At 66.0% G+C, this 18,148-nt stretch carries 16 protein-coding genes and 3 tRNA genes; 7 read left to right on the forward strand and 12 right to left on the reverse strand.

Going from position 1 to position 18,148, the window contains the following annotated elements:
* Nucleotides 1–6: 6 nt before the first annotated feature.
* Nucleotides 7–1,686 carry a glutamine--tRNA ligase/YqeY domain fusion protein gene (locus HPA02_RS01805; protein ID WP_146801308.1) on the reverse strand — a complete coding sequence of 560 codons (1,680 nt, stop codon included), beginning with the start codon at nucleotides 1,684–1,686 and terminating at the stop codon, nucleotides 7–9.
* A gap of 162 nt (nucleotides 1,687–1,848) precedes the next feature.
* Between HPA02_RS01805 and HPA02_RS01810 the strand changes: the two genes are divergently transcribed.
* Both HPA02_RS01810 and HPA02_RS01815 read left to right on the forward strand, forming a co-directional pair.
* Entirely contained in the window at nucleotides 1,849–2,346 is a 498-nt protein-coding gene (locus HPA02_RS01810; RefSeq protein WP_146801310.1) for a peptidylprolyl isomerase, read from the forward strand.
* Between the two features lie 78 nt (nucleotides 2,347–2,424).
* A complete protein-coding gene (locus HPA02_RS01815) occupies nucleotides 2,425–3,186 on the forward strand; it encodes a UDP-2,3-diacylglucosamine diphosphatase (RefSeq protein ID WP_146801312.1) in 762 nt (253 codons plus the stop codon).
* Nucleotides 3,187–3,346: 160 nt separating this feature from the next.
* On the opposite strand, the gene HPA02_RS01820 is transcribed toward HPA02_RS01815, so the two are convergent.
* From HPA02_RS01820 to HPA02_RS01865, 10 genes are all read right to left on the reverse strand, one after another.
* A complete protein-coding gene (locus HPA02_RS01820; RefSeq protein WP_146801314.1) occupies nucleotides 3,347–4,378 on the reverse strand; it encodes a CobW family GTP-binding protein in 1,032 nt (343 codons plus the stop codon).
* Between the two features lie 77 nt (nucleotides 4,379–4,455).
* Nucleotides 4,456–6,273, reverse strand: coding sequence for a SurA N-terminal domain-containing protein (locus tag HPA02_RS01825; protein ID WP_146801316.1), 1,818 nt, complete (start codon nucleotides 6,271–6,273; stop codon nucleotides 4,456–4,458).
* 151 nt (nucleotides 6,274–6,424) lie between these two features.
* Nucleotides 6,425–6,697, reverse strand: coding sequence for a non-specific DNA-binding protein Hbs (gene hbs, locus HPA02_RS01830; protein ID WP_146801318.1), 273 nt, complete (start codon nucleotides 6,695–6,697; stop codon nucleotides 6,425–6,427).
* 175 nt (nucleotides 6,698–6,872) lie between these two features.
* Nucleotides 6,873–9,278, reverse strand: coding sequence for an endopeptidase La (gene lon, locus HPA02_RS01835; protein WP_146801320.1), 2,406 nt, complete (start codon nucleotides 9,276–9,278; stop codon nucleotides 6,873–6,875).
* Between the two features lie 118 nt (nucleotides 9,279–9,396).
* The gene (gene clpX / locus HPA02_RS01840; protein WP_146801322.1) at nucleotides 9,397–10,677 is read right to left on the reverse strand and encodes an ATP-dependent Clp protease ATP-binding subunit ClpX; all 1,281 of its coding nucleotides are present in this window, start codon (nucleotides 10,675–10,677) and stop codon (nucleotides 9,397–9,399) included.
* A 76-nt stretch (nucleotides 10,678–10,753) separates the two neighbouring features.
* Nucleotides 10,754–11,374 (reverse strand): ATP-dependent Clp endopeptidase proteolytic subunit ClpP, encoded by a 621-nt coding sequence (gene clpP / locus HPA02_RS01845; RefSeq protein ID WP_146801324.1) that lies wholly within the window; start codon nucleotides 11,372–11,374, stop codon nucleotides 10,754–10,756.
* A 91-nt stretch (nucleotides 11,375–11,465) separates the two neighbouring features.
* On the reverse strand, nucleotides 11,466–12,824 hold the full coding sequence (tig, locus tag HPA02_RS01850) for a trigger factor (protein ID WP_146801327.1): 1,359 nt from the start codon (nucleotides 12,822–12,824) through the stop codon (nucleotides 11,466–11,468).
* Between the two features lie 218 nt (nucleotides 12,825–13,042).
* Nucleotides 13,043–13,117, reverse strand: a tRNA-His gene (locus HPA02_RS01855).
* Nucleotides 13,118–13,171: 54 nt separating this feature from the next.
* Nucleotides 13,172–13,248 (reverse strand) — tRNA-Arg (locus HPA02_RS01860).
* A gap of 62 nt (nucleotides 13,249–13,310) precedes the next feature.
* Nucleotides 13,311–13,387, reverse strand: a tRNA-Pro gene (locus tag HPA02_RS01865).
* A 199-nt stretch (nucleotides 13,388–13,586) separates the two neighbouring features.
* Here HPA02_RS01865 and folD point away from each other — a divergent pair.
* The 5 genes from folD (at nucleotide 13,587) to HPA02_RS01890 (ending at nucleotide 17,604) form a co-directional block, all read left to right on the forward strand.
* On the forward strand, nucleotides 13,587–14,459 hold the full coding sequence (gene folD / locus HPA02_RS01870) for a bifunctional methylenetetrahydrofolate dehydrogenase/methenyltetrahydrofolate cyclohydrolase FolD (RefSeq protein ID WP_146801329.1): 873 nt from the start codon (nucleotides 13,587–13,589) through the stop codon (nucleotides 14,457–14,459).
* Between the two features lie 42 nt (nucleotides 14,460–14,501).
* Nucleotides 14,502–15,227: a 5'-methylthioadenosine/S-adenosylhomocysteine nucleosidase gene (gene mtnN / locus HPA02_RS01875; protein ID WP_146801331.1), complete on the forward strand. Its 726-nt coding sequence runs from the start codon at nucleotides 14,502–14,504 to the stop codon at nucleotides 15,225–15,227.
* A gap of 110 nt (nucleotides 15,228–15,337) precedes the next feature.
* On the forward strand, nucleotides 15,338–16,225 hold the full coding sequence (locus HPA02_RS01880; protein WP_146801333.1) for an alpha/beta hydrolase: 888 nt from the start codon (nucleotides 15,338–15,340) through the stop codon (nucleotides 16,223–16,225).
* Nucleotides 16,226–16,270: 45 nt separating this feature from the next.
* Nucleotides 16,271–17,305: an asparaginase gene (locus tag HPA02_RS01885; RefSeq protein WP_146801334.1), complete on the forward strand. Its 1,035-nt coding sequence runs from the start codon at nucleotides 16,271–16,273 to the stop codon at nucleotides 17,303–17,305.
* A gap of 62 nt (nucleotides 17,306–17,367) precedes the next feature.
* Nucleotides 17,368–17,604, forward strand: coding sequence for a DUF2789 domain-containing protein (locus HPA02_RS01890; RefSeq protein WP_146801336.1), 237 nt, complete (start codon nucleotides 17,368–17,370; stop codon nucleotides 17,602–17,604).
* A 36-nt stretch (nucleotides 17,605–17,640) separates the two neighbouring features.
* Here the strand turns inward: HPA02_RS01890 and HPA02_RS01895 are convergent, their stop codons facing one another.
* Complete coding sequence (locus HPA02_RS01895) at nucleotides 17,641–18,051, reverse strand: SRPBCC family protein (RefSeq protein ID WP_146801338.1); 411 nt, start codon at nucleotides 18,049–18,051, stop codon at nucleotides 17,641–17,643.
* Nucleotides 18,052–18,148 lie beyond the last annotated feature (97 nt).

Raw genomic sequence — 18,148 nt, forward strand, 5'->3', positions numbered from 1 at the left:
GATTCCTCAGCCCTTTTTCTGAATCTTGGCCCAGCTGTCCTTGAGGCCCACGGTACGGTTGAATACCAGCCGGCCCTCGGCCACGGCGTGGCGATCGGCACAGAAGTAGCCGACCCGCTCGAACTGGAAACGGCTCTCCGGCGTCACCCTGGCCAGGCTCGGCTCGCCGATCGCCTGGCAGACCACCAGCGACTCGGGGTTGAGGTGGTCGAGGAAGTCGGCATCCTTGTCCTTGTCGGGCTGCTCCACCTGGAAGAGGTTGTCGTAGAGACGTACCTCCATGGGCACGCCGTGGGCGGCGCTGACCCAGTGGATCACCCCCTTGACCTTGCGCCCCTCGGGGTTCTTGCCCAGGGTGTCGAAGTCCACCGAGCAGCGCAGCTCACTGATCTCGCCGCCCGCGCCCTTGATCACCTCATCGCAGCGGATCACGTAGGCGTTGCGCAGCCGAACCTCCTTGCCCGGGGCCAGGCGGAAGAACTTCTTGGGCGGCTCCTCCATAAAGTCGTCCTGGTCGATATAGAGCTCCCGGGTCAAGGGGATCTGGCGCACGCCCAGGTCGTCCCGAGCCGGGTGGCCGGGCACCTCGTAGACCTCCTCATGGTCTTCGGGCACGTTGGTCAGCACCACCTTCAGCGGCTTGAGCACGCACATGGCCCGCGGCGCATTGTCCTCGAGATCCGCGCGGATGGCGTGATAGAGCATGGCGATATCCACCAGGCCACCGTCGGCGCGGGTCACCCCGATCATCTCGCAGAACTTGCGGATCGACGCCGGCGTATAGCCGCGGCGACGCATGCCGGAGATGGTCGGCAGGCGCGGGTCGTCCCAGCCATCGACGATGCCCTCGTCCACCAGCAGCTTGAGCTTGCGCTTGGAGGTCAGGGTGTAGTTGAGGTTGAGCCGCGCGAACTCGATCTGCCGCGGCCTGGCGGGTACCGGCAGGTTGTCCAGGAACCACTCGTAGAGGGGGCGATGGTCCTCGAACTCCAGGGTGCAGATAGAATGGGTAATGCCCTCGAGGGCGTCGGACTGGCCATGGGTGAAGTCGTAGGAAGGGTAGATCTTCCAGGCGTCGCCGGTCTGGTGGTGATGGGCGTGGCGAATCCTGTAGAGGATGGGGTCACGCAGGTTGATATTGGGCGAGGCCATGTCGATCTTGGCGCGCAGCACCTTCTCGCCCTCGGCGAACTCGCCGATACGCATGCGCTCCAGCAGGTCGAGGCTCTCCTCCGGGGCCCGCTCGCGATAAGGGCTCGGCCGGCCCGGCTCGGTCAGGGTGCCGCGGTACTCGCGGATCTCGTCGGCGGAGAGGTCGTCCACATAGGCCTTGCCCTCGCGGATCAGGTGCTGCGCCCAGGCATAGAGCCGATCGAAATAGTCGGAGGCGAAGCGCACCGCTCCGGCCCACTCGAAGCCCAGCCAGTGGACGTCCTCCTTGATGGCATCGATATAGGCCTGCTCTTCCTTGGCCGGATTGGTATCGTCGAAGCGCAGGTGGCAGTCGCCGCCGAACTGCTCGGCGAGGCCGAAGTTGAGACAGATCGACTTGGCGTGCCCGATATGCAGGAAGCCGTTAGGCTCCGGCGGAAACCGCGTCACGATCTTGCCGGCGCGACCGGCCTCGATTTCGTCGCGGATCTGGTTGCGAATGAAATTCGGCGCGCTGCTACTCTCTGTGCTCATAGGGGTGCGAGAACCTCTCGATTGGACGGCGGGCCTGACGTTACGCGAGGGACGGGGCGATGTGCCACCCCGACGCTTCGCGCATCGCGGCAAAAGCGCTATTATAGCGTGACGCGGTGGCGCCACGCCAAGGCACCCCTTTATGGAAATAGGACCGAATCGATGATCATTCTGCAGACCAATTTCGGCGACATCACCCTCGAGCTCGATTACGACAAGGCGCCCGCAACCGCGGCCAATTTCGAACAGTATGTGCGCGACGGCCACTATGACGGCACCCTCTTCCACCGGGTCATCAGCGGCTTCATGATCCAGGGCGGTGGCTTCGATACCGACTTCAACCAGAAGCCGACCCGTGCGCCGATCGAAAACGAGGCGGACAACGGCCTGACCAATGACACCGGCACCGTCGCCATGGCGCGGACCCAGGACCCCCACTCCGCCACCGCCCAGTTCTTTATCAATGTCGCCGACAACGACTTCCTGAACCACAGCGGCAAGAACCTGCAGGGCTGGGGCTACTGCGTCTTCGGCCGCGTGGTGGCCGGCATGGAGGTGGTGGAGCGCATCAAGGCGGTGGACACCACCCGCCGCGGCATGCACGCCGACGTCCCCGCCGAGGACGTGGTAATCCAGCGCGCCTACCTCCAGGACGCCTGATCCCGCCTCGCCCCCTGACGCCCGCCCCAGTGCGGGCGTTTTGCTCTAGCCTCTTGCCCTTTCGACCCGAGATTAGCCATGAGCACCCTGCTGATTTCCGATCTGCACCTTCACCCCCAAGCCCCCGAGATCACCGCGGGCTTCCTCGCCTACCTGGAGCGCGCCCGGGGCGCCGAGGCGCTGTATATCCTCGGCGACTTCTTCGAGGCCTGGATCGGCGACGACCTGCTGGCCCTCGGTGATGCCGACCCCAGCGGCCACGCCGCCCTCGCCGCCGAGGTGGCCCGCGCCCTCGCCAGCCTGGCCGAGAGCGGCACCGCCATCTATCTGATGCACGGCAACCGCGACTTCCTGCTCGGCGACGACTATGCCGCCGCCTGCGGCGCCACCCTGCTGCCCGACCCCAGCGTGGTGGAGATCGACGGCCAGCGCCTACTGCTGATGCATGGCGACAGCCTGTGCACCCGGGACGCGGCCTATATGACCTTCCGCGCCCAGGCCCGGGATCCTCAATGGCAGGCACAGATCCTCTCCATGCCGATCCCCGAGCGCCTGGCCCTGGCCCAACAGCTACGGGATCGCTCCGGCGAGGCCAACTCCAACAAGGCCGAGGACATCATGGACGTGACCCCGGACGAGGTGGTGCGGGTGATGCGCGAGCACGACGTCACCACCCTGATCCATGGCCATACCCACCGTCCCGCGCTGCATCCCATGGAGCTGGGCGGCCAGCCCGCCCGGCGCCTGGTGCTGGGCGACTGGCAACCCACCAAGGGCTGGGAGATTCGCCTGGAGGCGGGCCAGCCCCCCAAGCTTAGGGACTTTCCCTTCGATGCCTGACGGCATTAAGGCCCGCCCAGGAGCGGGCCGTTTACCTACCCATCACCGGGCTTAAGCCGACACGCCTCCAGCAAGCCCTCGATCTCCTCCGTCTCGGGCAGGCGACCGCTCTCGCCGATAAGCTCCAGGCGGCCGAATGAGAGAGTCGACGCCAGAGTGGCTAAGCTCCCGGCACTGCCGTTAACCGACACGCCTCCAGCAAGCCCTCGATCTCCTCCGTCTCGGGCAAGCGACCGCTCTCGCCGATCAGCTCGAGACGCGAATCCCGACGCCAGGCGCTCTCGGTCAGGCTGACCCGACCCTCGGCACGGTTATACAGCCACCAGCCGGCCTCGGCATGAATCACCGCCTTGATCCGCAAGTCGCCGGCCAGTTCGCCGAGTCCGTGACTCAGGCGATCCAGGTCGAAGACCGCGGCCGGGTGCCAGCGCCACCCCAGGCTCACATGCCCCAGGGACTCACCGCGCCGGAAGATCGGTCGTCCCGGCTCGGGCGGCGCCTCCTCCTGCGGCGCCTCCCGGTACTCGGCCGGCGGGCGCAACGCCTGGTGGGCCGCCGGCCGCTCGTCGTGCCCCGCATCCCGCCGGGGACTGTCGAAGAGCAGCGAGGCCGGCAGGCGCCCGAAAGGCGCCTCACAGATCCAGCGCTTGGGCGGCCAGAGCCCCTCCAAATGACGCCGGGCCTCGAGACGCTGCGTCTCGCTGGCCTGATCCACCAGGGTCAGGGCCACGCCATCGGCCAGGGCCAGCTGATCATGGAAGGTCGCATTGGCCTGGACCCGAGGCTCGTCCAGGCGACGCGGATCGAGCACCGCGATCACCTCCTTCACCTCCAGCACCCCATCGAAGGCCTCGCCGCGCAGCAGGTCCAGCAGGCCGGCGGGATGACCGAGCCCGGACGGCTCGATCAGCAGGCGATCGGGACGCTGGCGATGCAGCAGGTTGACCAGGGAGGCCTGGAGCACGAAGGAGAGCTGGCAGCAGAGACAGCCCCCGGGCACCCCCTTGACGATGATCTCGTCGCCGGCCTCGAACATCGCCTGATCGATCCCCACCTGACCGAACTCGTTGACCACCACCGCCCAGCGCTCGCCGGCGGGCTTGAGCCTAAGCAGCTCATGGATCAGGGTACTCTTGCCGCTACCCAGGAAACCGGTGACTACATGGACCGGAATCGGCGTGACGATCCGCATAACGCCTCCGCTATTGTTACTTAATAACATTATACGCCGAAAAAAACGCACGGCCTCGGCCGTGCGTCGTCTAGCTGCTAGAGGCGTTCGACCTCGGCCTCATCACGCAGGTGTTCCAGCAGGCCGGTCAGCGCCGACTGCGCCCGCAGCCGTTCCGCCATGCGCCCGACCAGCGCTTCCAGTTCGGCGTCGGCCTCGCCCTCGCTTACCGCTTCCAGGGCCACCACGGCGACGCCCTGCTCGCTACTGGCGATGCCATAGCGCGGCGCCTCGTCGGGACGCGGCAGGCGGAAGGCCTCGGCGAGCACCGCCGCGGGGACCGCTTCGTCACCAGTGCGACTCGCCTGCTCGACGCGGGTCCACGCCCAATCGGGGGTATCACCATGCCGCAGGGCGTCCAGGCGCGTCTCGGCGAGCGCGACCAGGGCCTCCTGCTGGCGCTCGGCGGTCAGCTCGGCGACCACCCGGTCGCGGACTTCTTCCAGGGGCGGCGTCGCGGCCGGACGATGCTCGGCCACCCGCACCACCAGGCGGCGATCTTCGTCAAGCTCGATCACCTCGCTGTTGAAGCCCTCGGTCAGCACCTCGTCGCTGAAGGCCTCGCGCATCACCCCCGGCTCGCCGAGCACGCCCTGCGCATGCTCGCGGGTCAGCCAGTCGCTCTCCTGCCGTGCCAGCCCCAGGTCATCCGCCACGCTGACCAGATCATCGGCGGCGAAGCTCTCATCGATCAGGCGCTGGTTCAAGCGATTGAAATCATCGCTCACCGCGGCCAGGGCTACCTCCTCGCGCAGCTCGTCGCGCAGCGCCTCCAGCGGCGGAAGATCGAGCTCGGTAACGGCGACCAAATGCAGGCCATTGTCGGTCTCGACGATCTCGGAGACCTGCCCGGGTGCCAGGGCGAAGGCGGCATCCTCGAAGGCCTCGCCGAAGAACCCGCGGCTGATAAAGCCGAGGTCACCGCCCTGCTCCGCGGAGCTGGTATCGTCGGAGTAGCGGGCGGCCAGGGTGGCGAAATCGTCGCCCTCGGCGAGGCGTTCACGCACTTCCTCGAGGCGCGCTTCGGCCTCGTCACGGCCACGCTCATCGCCGAAGGTCACCATGATATGCGAGACCCGGCGCTCGGCATCGCGCGCCCGCTCGGCATAGGCCGCCTCCAGCTGCTCCTCGCTGACCTCCCGCTCATCGGCCAGGCGCTGACGATCGAGCAGCACATAGGCCAGGCGCACCTGCTCCGGGCGCTGGTAACGTTCGGCATTGGCCTCGTAGTAGGCGGCGATCTCCGCCTCGCTCACCGTGACCGGCGCCTCCAGGTCGTCGGCGGTCAGCCGATGATAACGGAAGCTGCGCACCTGACGCTGCAGGGACGCCAGGCGCTCGCGCTCGCTCTCCAGGGTAAAGTCGCTGAGAATCAATCCATTCTGCAGTTGCTCGCGACGCAGGTCGCTGCGCAGCTGCTCGCGGAAGCCGAGCGGCGTATAGCCGGCACTGGCCAGGCGATTGCGGAAGATCTCCCGATCGAAGCGCCCCTCCTGGTCGTGGAACTGCGGCAGGGTCAGGAGGATGCGATCGAGCTGCTCCTCGGAGAGGTGCAGGCCGCCGTCGCCGGCGTACTGATCCAGCAGGCGCAGGGTAATCAGCTCATCGAGCACCTGGCCACGCAGGGCGCGCTCCTGCTCCGGCGGTACCTGGCCGCTACGCAGGGCACGCTGCACCTGAAGCTCCACCTCCTGGCGGGTAATCGGCTCCCCATTGACCTTGGCGACGTCATTGGCGCCACCGGTAAAGAGCCCGATCAGGGCGTCGGCCCCGAACAGCGCCATGGTCAGGACGATGGCGCCGATAATGATCTTGGCGCCCCAGCTCTTGGAGCGATCGCGAATACTTTGCAGCATGATGCCCTCGGCAAAGAATATGGCAAGAAGGTGCGCAGACGATGATAGCCGGCCCCGGGCCCCGCGGACCAGGCGGCATCAACGGACAACAAAAAGGCGCATCGCCGAGACGATGCGCCTAGTACGGAGTCGACCGCAGGCGTGTCTGCCCTTAGTTGACCGAATCCTTGAGCGCCTTGCCGGCCTTGAAGCTGGGCACCTTGGCGGCGCTGATCTCGATGGGCTGACCGGTCTGCGGATTGCGACCGGTGCGCGCGGCACGCTCCTTGACGGCGAAGGTACCAAAACCGACCAGGGAGACGGAATCCCCTTTCTTCAGGCTGTCGGTAACGGCCTCAACCATGGCATCCAGTGCGCGGGTGGCCGCAGCCTTGGGAATATCGGCAGACGCGGCAATGGCTTCGATCAGCTCGGACTTGTTCACACTTCACCCCTTGAATATTGCAAAAATTGACATGTGGCAGCGCTGGCTCGAGGCGGCTTACGCGATCACAGCAAGGCGCTTTTTATAGCAATGCGGCGAAAGACCTGTCAAGCAACCTCTAGCGCTAGCGCGCATATGGCGGGCTTTTCTGCCCACCATGATGCAAAAAACCACCTTAATGAGTACTAACCACCGAACGGGAAGATGTCGGGTCATCGGGGCGTTTTTTCTCGCCATCGACATCTGCCTTTTCCACCAGTGCCGTATCGAGAACCTCATCGATCCAACGCACGGGCCTGATGTCCAGGGCTTCCTTGATATTGTCCGGGACCTCCTTGAGGTCGCGCCGGTTCTCCTCTGGTATTAGCACAATCTTTATACCACCGCGCCGGGCGGCCAGCAATTTCTCCTTGAGGCCGCCGATGGGCAGCACCTCGCCGCGCAGGTTGACCTCGCCGGTCATCGCCAGGTCGCAGCGCACCGGGCGTTCGCTGAAGGCGGAGACCATGGCGGTGACCATGGCGATACCGGCGCTGGGGCCGTCCTTGGGGGTCGCCCCTTCCGGCACATGAATATGCAGGTCTTCCTTCTCGAAACGCTCCGGGTCGATACCCAGGGCCTGGGCGCGGGAGCGCACCACCGTCAGGGCGGCGCTGACCGACTCCTTCATCACATCGCCCAACGAGCCGGTCTTGTTGAGGCGCCCCTTGCCCGGGGTGACCACCGACTCGATATTCAGCAGCTCGCCACCCACCGAGGTCCAGGCCAGGCCGGTAACCCGCCCCACCTGGTTCTCCTGGTCGGCCAGCCCATAGCTGTAGCGCCGCACCCCGGCATAGTGCTCGATATCGGCGGCCTTGAGCTCGCGGGCCGCCTGGGCGCCCTCCTTGGCCTCCGCCTCGAGGCGCTCGCGCAGCACCTTACGGCACACCTTGGCGATCTGCCGCTCCAGCTCGCGCACCCCGGCCTCGCGGCTGTAGTAGCGAATCAGCTCGAGGATGGCATCGTCGGCGAGGCTCAGCTCGTCCTCCTTGAAGCCATTGGCCTTGAGCTGCTTGGGCACCAGGTAGCGCTTGGCGATGGCCAGCTTCTCGTCCTCGGTGTAGCCGGGCAGACGAATGATCTCCATGCGGTCCAGCAAGGGCCCGGGGATGTTCATGGAGTTGGCGGTGCAGATGAACATCACCTCGGAGAGGTCATAATCCAGCTCCAGGTAGTGATCGCTGAACTTGTCGTTCTGCTCCGGGTCGAGCACCTCGAGCAGCGCCGAGGCGGGATCGCCGCGGTGATCCATGCCGATCTTGTCCACCTCGTCGAGGAGGAACAGCGGGTTCTTGACCTCCGCCTTGCTCATGCGCTGGATCAGCTTGCCGGGCAAGGAGCCGATATAGGTGCGGCGGTGACCACGAATCTCCGACTCGTCGCGCACCCCGCCCAGGGCCAGGCGCACATACTTGCGGTTGGTGGCCCGGGCGATGGACTGCCCCAGGGAGGTCTTGCCCACCCCGGGCGGCCCCACCAGGCAGAGCACCGGCCCCTTGAGCTTCTTGACGCGCTTCTGCACCGCCAGGTACTCGAGGATCCGCTCCTTGACCTCCTCCAGGCCGTAGTGGTCCTCGTCCAGCACCTCGGCGGCCCGCACCAGGTCATGCTTGACCCGGGTGCGCTTCTTCCAGGGCACCGAGATCAGCCAGTCCAGGTAGGAGCGCACCACCGTGGCCTCGGCGGAGTTGGGCGCCATCATCTTCAGCTTGCCGAGTTCCTGGGTCGCCTTCTCGGCGGCCTCCTTGGGCATGCCGGATTCCTGGATCGCCGTCTCGTACTTCTCCGCCTCGCTGGGCACGTTCTCGAGCTCGCCCATCTCCTTCTGGATGGCCTTCATCTGCTCGTTGAGGTAGTACTCCCGCTGCGACTTCTCCATCTGGTCCTTGACCCGGGAACGAATGCGCTTCTCGACCTGCAGCAGGTCGATCTCCGCCTCGATCAGGGCCATCAGGTGCTCGATACGATCGCGCACCCGATCCATCTCCAGCAGCTCCTGTTTGTCGCCGATCTTCAGCGACAGATGGGCGCAGATGGTATCCACCAGCCGGCTCGGATCCTCGATGCCGGCCAGGGAGTTGAGCACCTCGTTGGGCACCTTCTTGGAGAGCTTGACGTACTGCTCGAACTGATTGAGCAGCACCCGCACCAGGGAATCCTGCTCCCGCTCGGACAGCGGCTCACTCTCGCGCAGGCGCACCTCGCCGCGGGTGTAGCCATCGACCTCGTCGAGACGCGTCACGTCGGCACGGGACTCGCCCTCGATCAGCACCTTGACGGTGCCGTCGGGGAGCTTGAGCAACTGCATGATCTCCGCCACGGTCCCCACGGCGAAGAGGTCATTACGATCGGGGTCGTCCTGACCCGCCTCGCGCTGCGCCACCAGCAGCACGCGCTTGTCGGCGGCCATGGCGGCCTCCAGGGCCAGGATCGATTTCTCGCGGCCCACGAACAGCGGAATGACCATCTGCGGGTAGACGACCACATCGCGCAGGGGCAACAAGGGCAGACTCTGGGTCTGTTCGGCATTCTGCTGCATCGCAGACGTTCCTCAAAACTCGAAGGGATTGGTCAGGTGATGGGGGCGAGCCGGGCGCTTTGCAAGCGTGGCACACAAAAAAGGGCCGCCGGGGCGGCCCCATGAGGCGGGGAGGCGCCTAGCCGTCCTTGCCGGCCACCTTGCCCTCATCCTGCTGAGAGTAGATCAACAGCGGCTCGCTCTCGCCGGCGATGACCGAGGCGTCGATCACCACCTGAGTGACGCCCTCCAGGGAGGGGATCTCGTACATGGTGTCGAGCAGCACCGCCTCGAGAATCGAACGCAGCCCGCGGGCCCCGGTCTTGCGTGCCATGGCCTTGGCGGCCACCGCCCGCAGGGCGTCCTCGCGGAACTCCAGCTCGACCCCCTCCATCTCGAACAGCTTGGCATACTGTTTGATCAGGGAGTTCTTGGGCTCGGTGAGGATCTGGATCAGGGCATCCTCGGTGAGCTCGGTCAGGGTGGCGATCACCGGCAGGCGACCGACGAACTCGGGAATCAGGCCGAACTTGACCAGGTCCTCCGGCTCCACGTCCATCAGCACATCGCCGACGCCCTTGCTCTCGTCCTTACTCTTGACCTCGGCATTGAAGCCGATACCGCCCTTCTCGGCCCGGTCGCGAATCACCTTGTCGAGGCCGGCGAAGGCGCCGCCGACGATAAACAGGATATTGCCGGTATCCACCTGCAGGAACTCCTGCTGGGGATGCTTGCGGCCGCCCTGGGGCGGCACCGAGGCGGTGGTGCCCTCGATCAGCTTGAGCAGGGCCTGCTGCACCCCTTCACCGGAAACGTCGCGGGTGATGGAGGGGTTGTCCGACTTGCGCGAGATCTTGTCGATCTCGTCGATGTAGACGATGCCGCGCTGGGCCTTCTCCACATCGTAGTCGCACTTCTGCAGCAGCTTCTGGATGATGTTCTCCACGTCCTCGCCGACATAGCCCGCCTCGGTGAGGGTGGTGGCATCGGCGATGGTGAAGGGCACGTTGAGCAGCCGCGCCAGGGTCTCGGCGAGCAGGGTCTTGCCGCTACCGGTGGGACCGATCAGCAGGATATTGGACTTGCCGAGCTCGACGTCGTCGCCCTTGACCCCGGCCCGCAGGCGCTTGTAGTGGTTATAGACCGCCACCGACAGCACCATCTTGGCGCGATCCTGGCCGATCACGTAATCATCGAGGGTATGACGGATCTCGCGGGGCGCCGGCAGGCGATCCTCCTCGCTCTCCGCATCGGCCTCGAGAACCTCTTCACGAATGATGTCGTTGCACAGATCGACACACTCGTCGCAGATGTAGACGGATGGGCCCGCGATCAGCTTACGCACTTCGTTCTGATTCTTGCCGCAGAACGAGCAATAAAGCAGCTTGCTGCCCTCGTCCTTGCCTTTGCCGTCGGCCATTCGCGTACCTCTTGATGAACGGCGACCCGCGGGCCGCCGGAAATTGCATGTCGTGGATGCGCTTCAGATCAAGCTATCAGGAGTCCGGACGCTTATCCAGCACGGCATCGATCAGGCCATACTCCGCCGCCTGGGCGCCGTTCATGAAGTTGTCACGATCGGTATCCCTGGCGATGGTGTCGATATCCTGACCGGTATGGTGAGCGAGGATCTGATTGAGCTTGTGACGGATACTGAGGATCTCCTTGGTGTGGATCTCGATATCCGACGCCTGCCCCTGGTAGCCACCCAGCGGCTGATGGATCATCATCCGCGAGTTGGGCAGGCAGTAGCGCTTGCCGGCGGCCCCACCGGCCAGCAGCAGGGCGCCCATGCTGGCGGCCTGGCCGATACAGACGGTGGAGACGTCGGGCTTGACGAACTGCATGGTGTCGTAGATCGACATCCCGGCGGTCACCGAGCCACCCGGCGAGTTGATATAGAGGTGGATGTCCTTATCGGGATTCTCCGACTCCAGGAACAGCAGCTGTGCCACCACCAGGTTGGCCATGTAGTCTTCCACCGGGCCCACCAGGAAGATCACGCGCTCCTTGAGCAGTCGCGAGTAGATATCGTAGGCGCGCTCGCCCCGTGCACTCTGCTCAACCACCATCGGCACCAGGCCGCCGGCATTCTTGATCTCGAAGTCGTTGCCCATCGCTGTGGCGTCCTTCTTCCGGTAAGTGCCCCCGGCGCTTGCCGGGTCCCGTCCCTCGGAAGCGCCGACCGCGAGGTCGGCGTCCCCTGCCTTACGCCTTGGCGTCGGCATCCTCTTCGGCATCGGCCTCGGCATCGTCGCCGGGCTGCTGGTTGGCGGCGGCCAGGGCCTGCTCGTAGGACATCGTCACGTCCTCGACCTTGGCCTGGCCGAGCAGCAGCTCTACGGCCTTCTCTTCCAGCAGGCCGGACTTGACCTGACTCTTGAGCTGCTCGTTGCTCAGGTAGTAATCGACCACCTGCTGCGGATCTTGATACTGCTCGGCCAGTTCCTCGACCTTGGCCTTGATCTCGTCGTCGCTGGCGTCGAGTTCATTGACCTTGACCACTTCGGCCAGCAGCAGGCCCACCTGCACACGGCTCTTGGCCTGATCGGCGAACAGCTCGTTGGGCAGTTGGGAGACGTCGAAGTCCTCGCCCAGGCCGAACTGCTGGGCCGCCTGGCGCTTGAGGCCGTCGGTCTCCTGCTGGATCAGCGCCTGGGGCACCTCGATCTCGTTGGCCTGCTTGAGGGCTTCCAGCACCTGCTGCTTGACGCGATTCTCGACCGCCTGGGCGGCCTCGCGAGTCATGTTCTTGCGCACCTCGGCCTGGAAGGCCTCGACGCCACCCTCTTCGACCCCGAACTGCTTGATGAATTCCTCATTCACCTCGGGCAGTTCCTGGCCGCTGACGGTGTGCACCTTGACCTTGAAGGTGGCTTCCTGACCGGCCAGGTGCTCGGCCTGGTAGTCTTCGGGGAAGGTGACCTTGATCTCTTTCTCTTCACCGGCCTTGGCGCCTTCGAGCTGCGCTTCGAAACCGGGAATAAAGCTGTTGGAGCCCAGCACCAGCTGGTGACCCTCGGCGCTGCCGCCCTCGAAAGGCTCGTCGCCCAGGAAGCCCTGGAAGTCGATGGTGACCTGATCGCCGTCGGCGGCGGCACGCTCGACTTCGGCCCAGGAGGCGTTCTGCTTGCGCAGGGTATCGATCATCTGCTCGACGTCGGCATCGGTGATCTCGACCTGGGGACGCTCCACCTCGGCGCCCTCGATGCCCTTGAGCTCGACCTCGGGGTAGATCTCGAGGGTGGCCACGAACTCCAGATCCTTGCCGGATTCGTTGACGGTGGGCTCGATGGCCGGGTAGCCGGCCGGGTTCAGGCTCTCCTGGGTGATCGCCTGGACGTAGCGCTCACGCATCAGCTCGCCCACCACCTCGTTGCGCACCTGACCGCCGAAGCGCTGGCGCACCACGGCCATCGGCACCTTGCCCTGGCGGAAGCCGTTGAGGCGCACGTTCTTGGCGGTGTCCTGAAGGCGCGCCGCCACGGCCTGGTCGACCTCGGCCGCGGGAACCTGAACCTTGACGCGGCGCTCGATGCTGGAGGTCGTCTCGACGGAAACTTGCATGAATTATCCTCTACCGACTGGGGGCGTTCGTTACGAATGCATTGAAAGATCAAAGGGCTGATTTTAAGAAGCCCGGTGCGCGCTGGCAAGCGCCATGCCCGTAAGATGGGGACGATACGCGAGGATCACAAGGGGAAAATGGCAGAACCGCCAGGCGGCGGTAGCAAAAACGCAAAAACGCCGGCAGACGCCGGCGCTTTCGGGGAATACTGAGGCAATGGGGTGGATGATGGGGATCGAACCCACGACCACCGGAGCCACAATCCGGGGCTCTACCACTGAGCTACATCCACCATATTCGTCTATCGCGACCCACCGGACCCACTCTGCATACTCGCTTCGCAGGGTGGCGCGCCCAGCAGGACTCGAACCTGCAACCCACGGCTTAGAAGGCCGTTGCTCTATCCGGTTGAGCTATGGGCGCATTGTACGGCCTCACACTCCTGCCTGCAACCCACATCTTAATAAAAATCAATGAGTTGCCATTGGTCGGGGTGGAGGGATTCGAACCCCCGACATCCTGCTCCCAAAGCAGGCGCGCTACCAGACTGCGCTACACCCCGCCGGCTTGTCGCACGGCCTTGACGACCCCGTGAGCTCGTCAGTGCGTGGCGTATTCTACGGATCTTTCCTTGCTGGTCAAGCATCTGTCGCAATCGACTCGATCAAGGCGCTTTGACTCGCGGCCGGCTCATGCGAAAATCACCGCCCAGATTTCGTCGCCGCCGCCGGCGGTGTCCATTGCTTCCAGGGGAATCGTCGATGACCGCACAACTGATCGATGGCAAGGCCATTGCCGCTCACGTCCGCCAGCAAGTCGCCCGTCAGGTAGAGGCTCGGCGCCAGGCCGGCGAGCGCATTCCCGGCCTGGCCGTGGTCCTGGTGGGCGAAGACCCGGCCTCGGCCGTCTATGTGCGCAACAAGCATCGCGCCTGCGAAGAGGCGGGCCTGCTCTCGCTGCGCCATGAACTGCCGGCGGACACCACCCAGGCCGACCTGGAGGCCCTGGTCGACCGCCTCAACGCCGACGACAGCGTAGACGGCATCCTGGTGCAGCTGCCCCTCCCCGACCACTTGGACCCGCGCCCCATTCTCGAGCGCATCCTTCCCCACAAGGACGTCGACGGCTTTCACCCCTACAACCTGGGCCGCCTGGCCCAGCGCCTACCGGTGCTGCGCCCCTGCACCCCCAAGGGCGTGATGACCCTGCTCCAGGAGAGCGGCCTCAAGGTGCGCGGCCTGGATGCCACCATCGTCGGCGCCTCCAATATCGTCGGCCGCCCCATGGCCCTGGAGCTGATGCTGGCCGGTTGCACCACTACCATCTGTCACCGCTTCACCGAGGACCTGGAATCCCATGTGCGTCGCGCCGACCTGCTAGTGGTGGCCGTCGGCAAGCCGGGCCTGGTCAAGGGCGAGTGGGTCAAGCCGGGAGCCATCGTTATCGACGTGGGCATCAACCGTCGGGAAGATGGCAGCCTGGTCGGCGACGTGGAGTTTGCCCCCGCCGCCGAGCGCGCCAGCCATATCACCCCGGTGCCCGGCGGCGTCGGCCCCATGACGGTGGCCTCCCTGCTGGAGAACACCCTGTTTGCCGCCGAGCTCCACGACGCCATGCAACGCCAGGACGCTTGAGGTAGAATCCGCTCCCAACGATTCAGCGAGAACAGAGCCCAGATGAAACGTATTGGCATCATCGGCGCCATGCCGGAAGAAGTCGCCCTCCTCACGTCCCGACTGGAAGGCATGGAAAGCCGCCAACAGGTCGGCTGCACCTTCTATTCCGGCCGCCTGCATGGCGTCGAGGTGGTGATCCTGCAATCCGGCATCGGCAAGGTGAATGCCGCCGTGGGCACCACCCTGCTGCTGGACAGCTACCAGCCGGAGGCGATCATCAATACCGGTTCCGCCGGCGGCTTCGGCGCCGACCTGGACGTCGGCGACGTGGTGATCTCCTCCGAGGTGCGCCACCATGACGTCAACGTCGAGGTATTCGGTTACGAGCCCGGCCAGGTGCCGCGCATGCCCGCGGCCTACCTGCCCGACCCGCGACTGGTCCAGGTGGCCCGCGAGTGCATCGAAGAACTGGGCGAGCTGCGCGTGGTCGAGGGGCTGATCGCCACCGGCGACAGCTTCATGGCCTGCCCCGAGGCGGTCAGCCAGACCCGGGAGCGCTTCCCCACCATGCTGGCCGCCGAGATGGAGGCCGCCGCCATCGCCCAGACCTGCCACCTCTATGGCTGCCCCTTCGTGGTGATCCGCGCCCTCTCGGACATCGCCGGCAAGGAGTCCAATCTCAGCTTCACGGCCTTTATCGATCAGGCCGCGACTCACTCCGCCCAGATGGTGGAGGCCATGGTGCGCCGCCTGGCCACCCCCAGCGAGGCCACCGCCGACGCCTGAAGCCACACCCGCGAGTCAGCGCCGCGCCGAGCCCCTTGGGCTCGGCGCCTTTCGTTGCAGGAAAGGTTTTATGTACATAGATTGTATAGAAAACCAACTGGAGCCTTCGCATGTCACGCCCCCTGCTAGCCGCGCTGGCGAGCCTCGCGCTGAGCGCCTGCAGCGTCCTGCCCGCCACCGAGATACAGCGCCTGGAAGACCTCCGCTATAGCCCCGACGACTGGGCCCAGGCCCTCTATGCCGACGTCTATTTCCCCCCGCCTGGGCAGGACACGGGAGCGCGCCCGGCGGCCCTGGTGGTGCACGGCGGCGGCTGGCAGCGCCGCGATCGCAGCGACATGGAGGCCACCGCCCGCCAACTAGCCGCCGCGGGCCTCGTGGCCATCAATATCGATTACCGCTTCGCTCCCGAGCACCCCTTCCCGGCCCAGCTCCATGACCTCCAGCAGGCCATGGCCTGGATACACCGCCAGGCCGCGAGCTGGCGTATCGATACCCGGCGGATCATCGGCGTCGGCTACTCCTCCGGCGGCCATTTGGTGAGCCTGCTGGGCGTGATCGGCGAGGGCCATCCCCTGGACCGGCCTTATGGCGGCGAACATGCCCGCCTGGCCGGCGTCCTGACCGGCGGCACCCCCACCGATCTCTTCAAGTTCGCCGATGGTCGCCTGGTGGTGGAATTCCTCGGCGGCACCCGCGCCGAAGTGCCCCAGCGCTACCGCCTCGCCTCGCCCTACCATCAGCTCGGCGACAGCGCCCCGCCCTTCTTCCTCTTCCATGGCAGCCTCGACACCCTGGTGCCCCGCGATCACGCCGCGGACTTCCATGCCGCCCTGCGTGCCCGCGGCATTCCCAGTCGTCTCCACTACCAGTCCCTGCGCGGCCACTTCCTGGGCTTTTTGACCCGCGGCCCGGCCATCGCCGCCGGCATCGACTTCCTGAGCGACGCCTGGGGCGACGGCGAGGCACCGCCGGTGGACGCCGCGAGAAGCCGCTGAGCGATTGCGGTATTATGCGCCTTCGCTTATTCCACAGGAGTCCCTATGCCATCCCCGCTTCGCGTCATCTATACCGGCGGCACCCTGGGCATGGAATCGGGCCCCCAGGGCCTGGCCCCGGGGCGTGACTTCGAGGCACGCCTGCGCCGCGCCCTGGAGACCCTGCCCCCAGCGCGGCGCGCCAGCCTGCCCGACTTCGTCTTCGAGGCCACCCCGGAGCCCATCGACTCCAGTGCCGCCACGCCCGCCGACTGGCAGGCCCTGGGGCGGCGCCTGGCCGAATGCCATGATCAGGCCGGCGGCCTGGTGGTACTGCACGGCACCGACACCCTGGCCTGGACCGCCAGCAGCCTGGCCTATCAGCTCCAGGGAATCGCCCGGCCGGTAGTGGTCAGCGGTGCCATGCAGCCCCTGGAGGCCCCCGGCAGCGATGCCCTGGGCAATGTCGAAGCCGCCTTGCGCTTCGCCGCCCGAGCGGAGCTCCAGGAGGTGGCCATCGCCTTCGCCGGCAAACTGCTGCGCGGCGTGCGTAGCCGCAAGTGGCACACCCGGGACGCCGAGGCCTTTATCAGCCCTAACTATCCGCTGCTGGGGGAGCTGGTGGAAGGCGAGCCGGTGTTCTACCCGGGGCGCGGCCTGGACGAGCAGCAGCGCGGCGCGCCGCGTTTCGAGCTCGCCGACTATCGGGCCCTGGGGGACGCCCCGGTGGTTCGCCTCACCCTGTGGCCGGGGATCCAGGCACGCCAGGTCGCGGCCTGGCTCGAGGCCCCCGGCGTCAAGGGCGCCCTGCTGGAGGTATGGGGCGGCGGCAATGTGCCCTCGGATCCGGCACTGCTCGAGGTGTTGGCCGAGGCCAGCGGTCGCGGTCAACTGCTGGTGGCCATCAGCCAGTGCCCCTTCGGCGCCATCGAGATCGGCAGCTATGCGGCGGGCCAGGGCCTGGTCGATGCGGGGGTGCTCTCCGGTGATGACATGACCCCGGAGGCGGCGCTGACCAAGCTGGTTCACCTGCTGGCCCAGCCCCTCGACGAGGCCCAGCGCCGGGAGCGCTTTCGCAGCCCCCTGGTCGGGGAACGCTAGGAGGCGGCAAAAGGCCTTGCCAGTGACTATGGTTGGGGGAAACCCCGCCATAGGAGACCATCATGGAACAGCCGGTACATCACTTCAGCGAACTCTTCGAGCAGCTCGGCCTAGCCTCGGATGCCGAGGCCATCGAGGCCTTTATCCAGCGCCATGCGCCCCTGCCGGAAAGCGTGGCACTGCATGAGGCCAGCTTCTGGAGCCCGTCCCAGGCGGAGCTGCTGCGCAACGCCCTGGAGGACGATGCCGACTGGGCCGAGGTGGTCGATCACCTGGACGCCTCGCTGCGCAAGCCCTGAGCGAGACGCCCGGCAGTTGGCCCGGAGGAGCCAGCGCTAGAGCCGCGCCTCGACCCGCTCGAGGATCTGGCGGCTGACCCTGGCTACCAGTGGCTGGGCGGCGCGGTGTACCGCCTTGGCCACCAGGCGATTCTTGATCTCGTAATCGAGGCTCAGGGTCACCTCGGTACCCTCGGGCACCGGCCTGAGCCGATAGCGCCCCTGGTTGCGCACCCCCTCGATGGATTCCCAGGCCAGTCGGCTGGGCGCCTCGCGCTCGGTGATCATCACCAGGAAGGCCCACTCCATCCCCACGGCACGCACGTGCCAGCGGTAGCGCCCCTCCCCCAGGGCCTCGATGGAATCGATCAGATCGGAATAGTCGGCGAAGTCCTCGACCCGCTCCAGCAGGGCGAAGACCCGCTCCGGGGGGGCCGACAGGACGGCGCTGTGTTCGATGCTGGCCATGGCTGGTCCTTGCGTCACCGGGAGAGGTGCTTCGAGAGTAACCACCCCCGGACGCCTTGACCAGCCCACTGGCCAAACGGTCAAGGCTTCCCTACAC

Source organism: Bisbaumannia pacifica (genome assembly GCF_007989625.1).
In the GTDB taxonomy this organism is placed as follows: domain Bacteria; phylum Pseudomonadota; class Gammaproteobacteria; order Pseudomonadales; family Halomonadaceae; genus Bisbaumannia; species Bisbaumannia pacifica.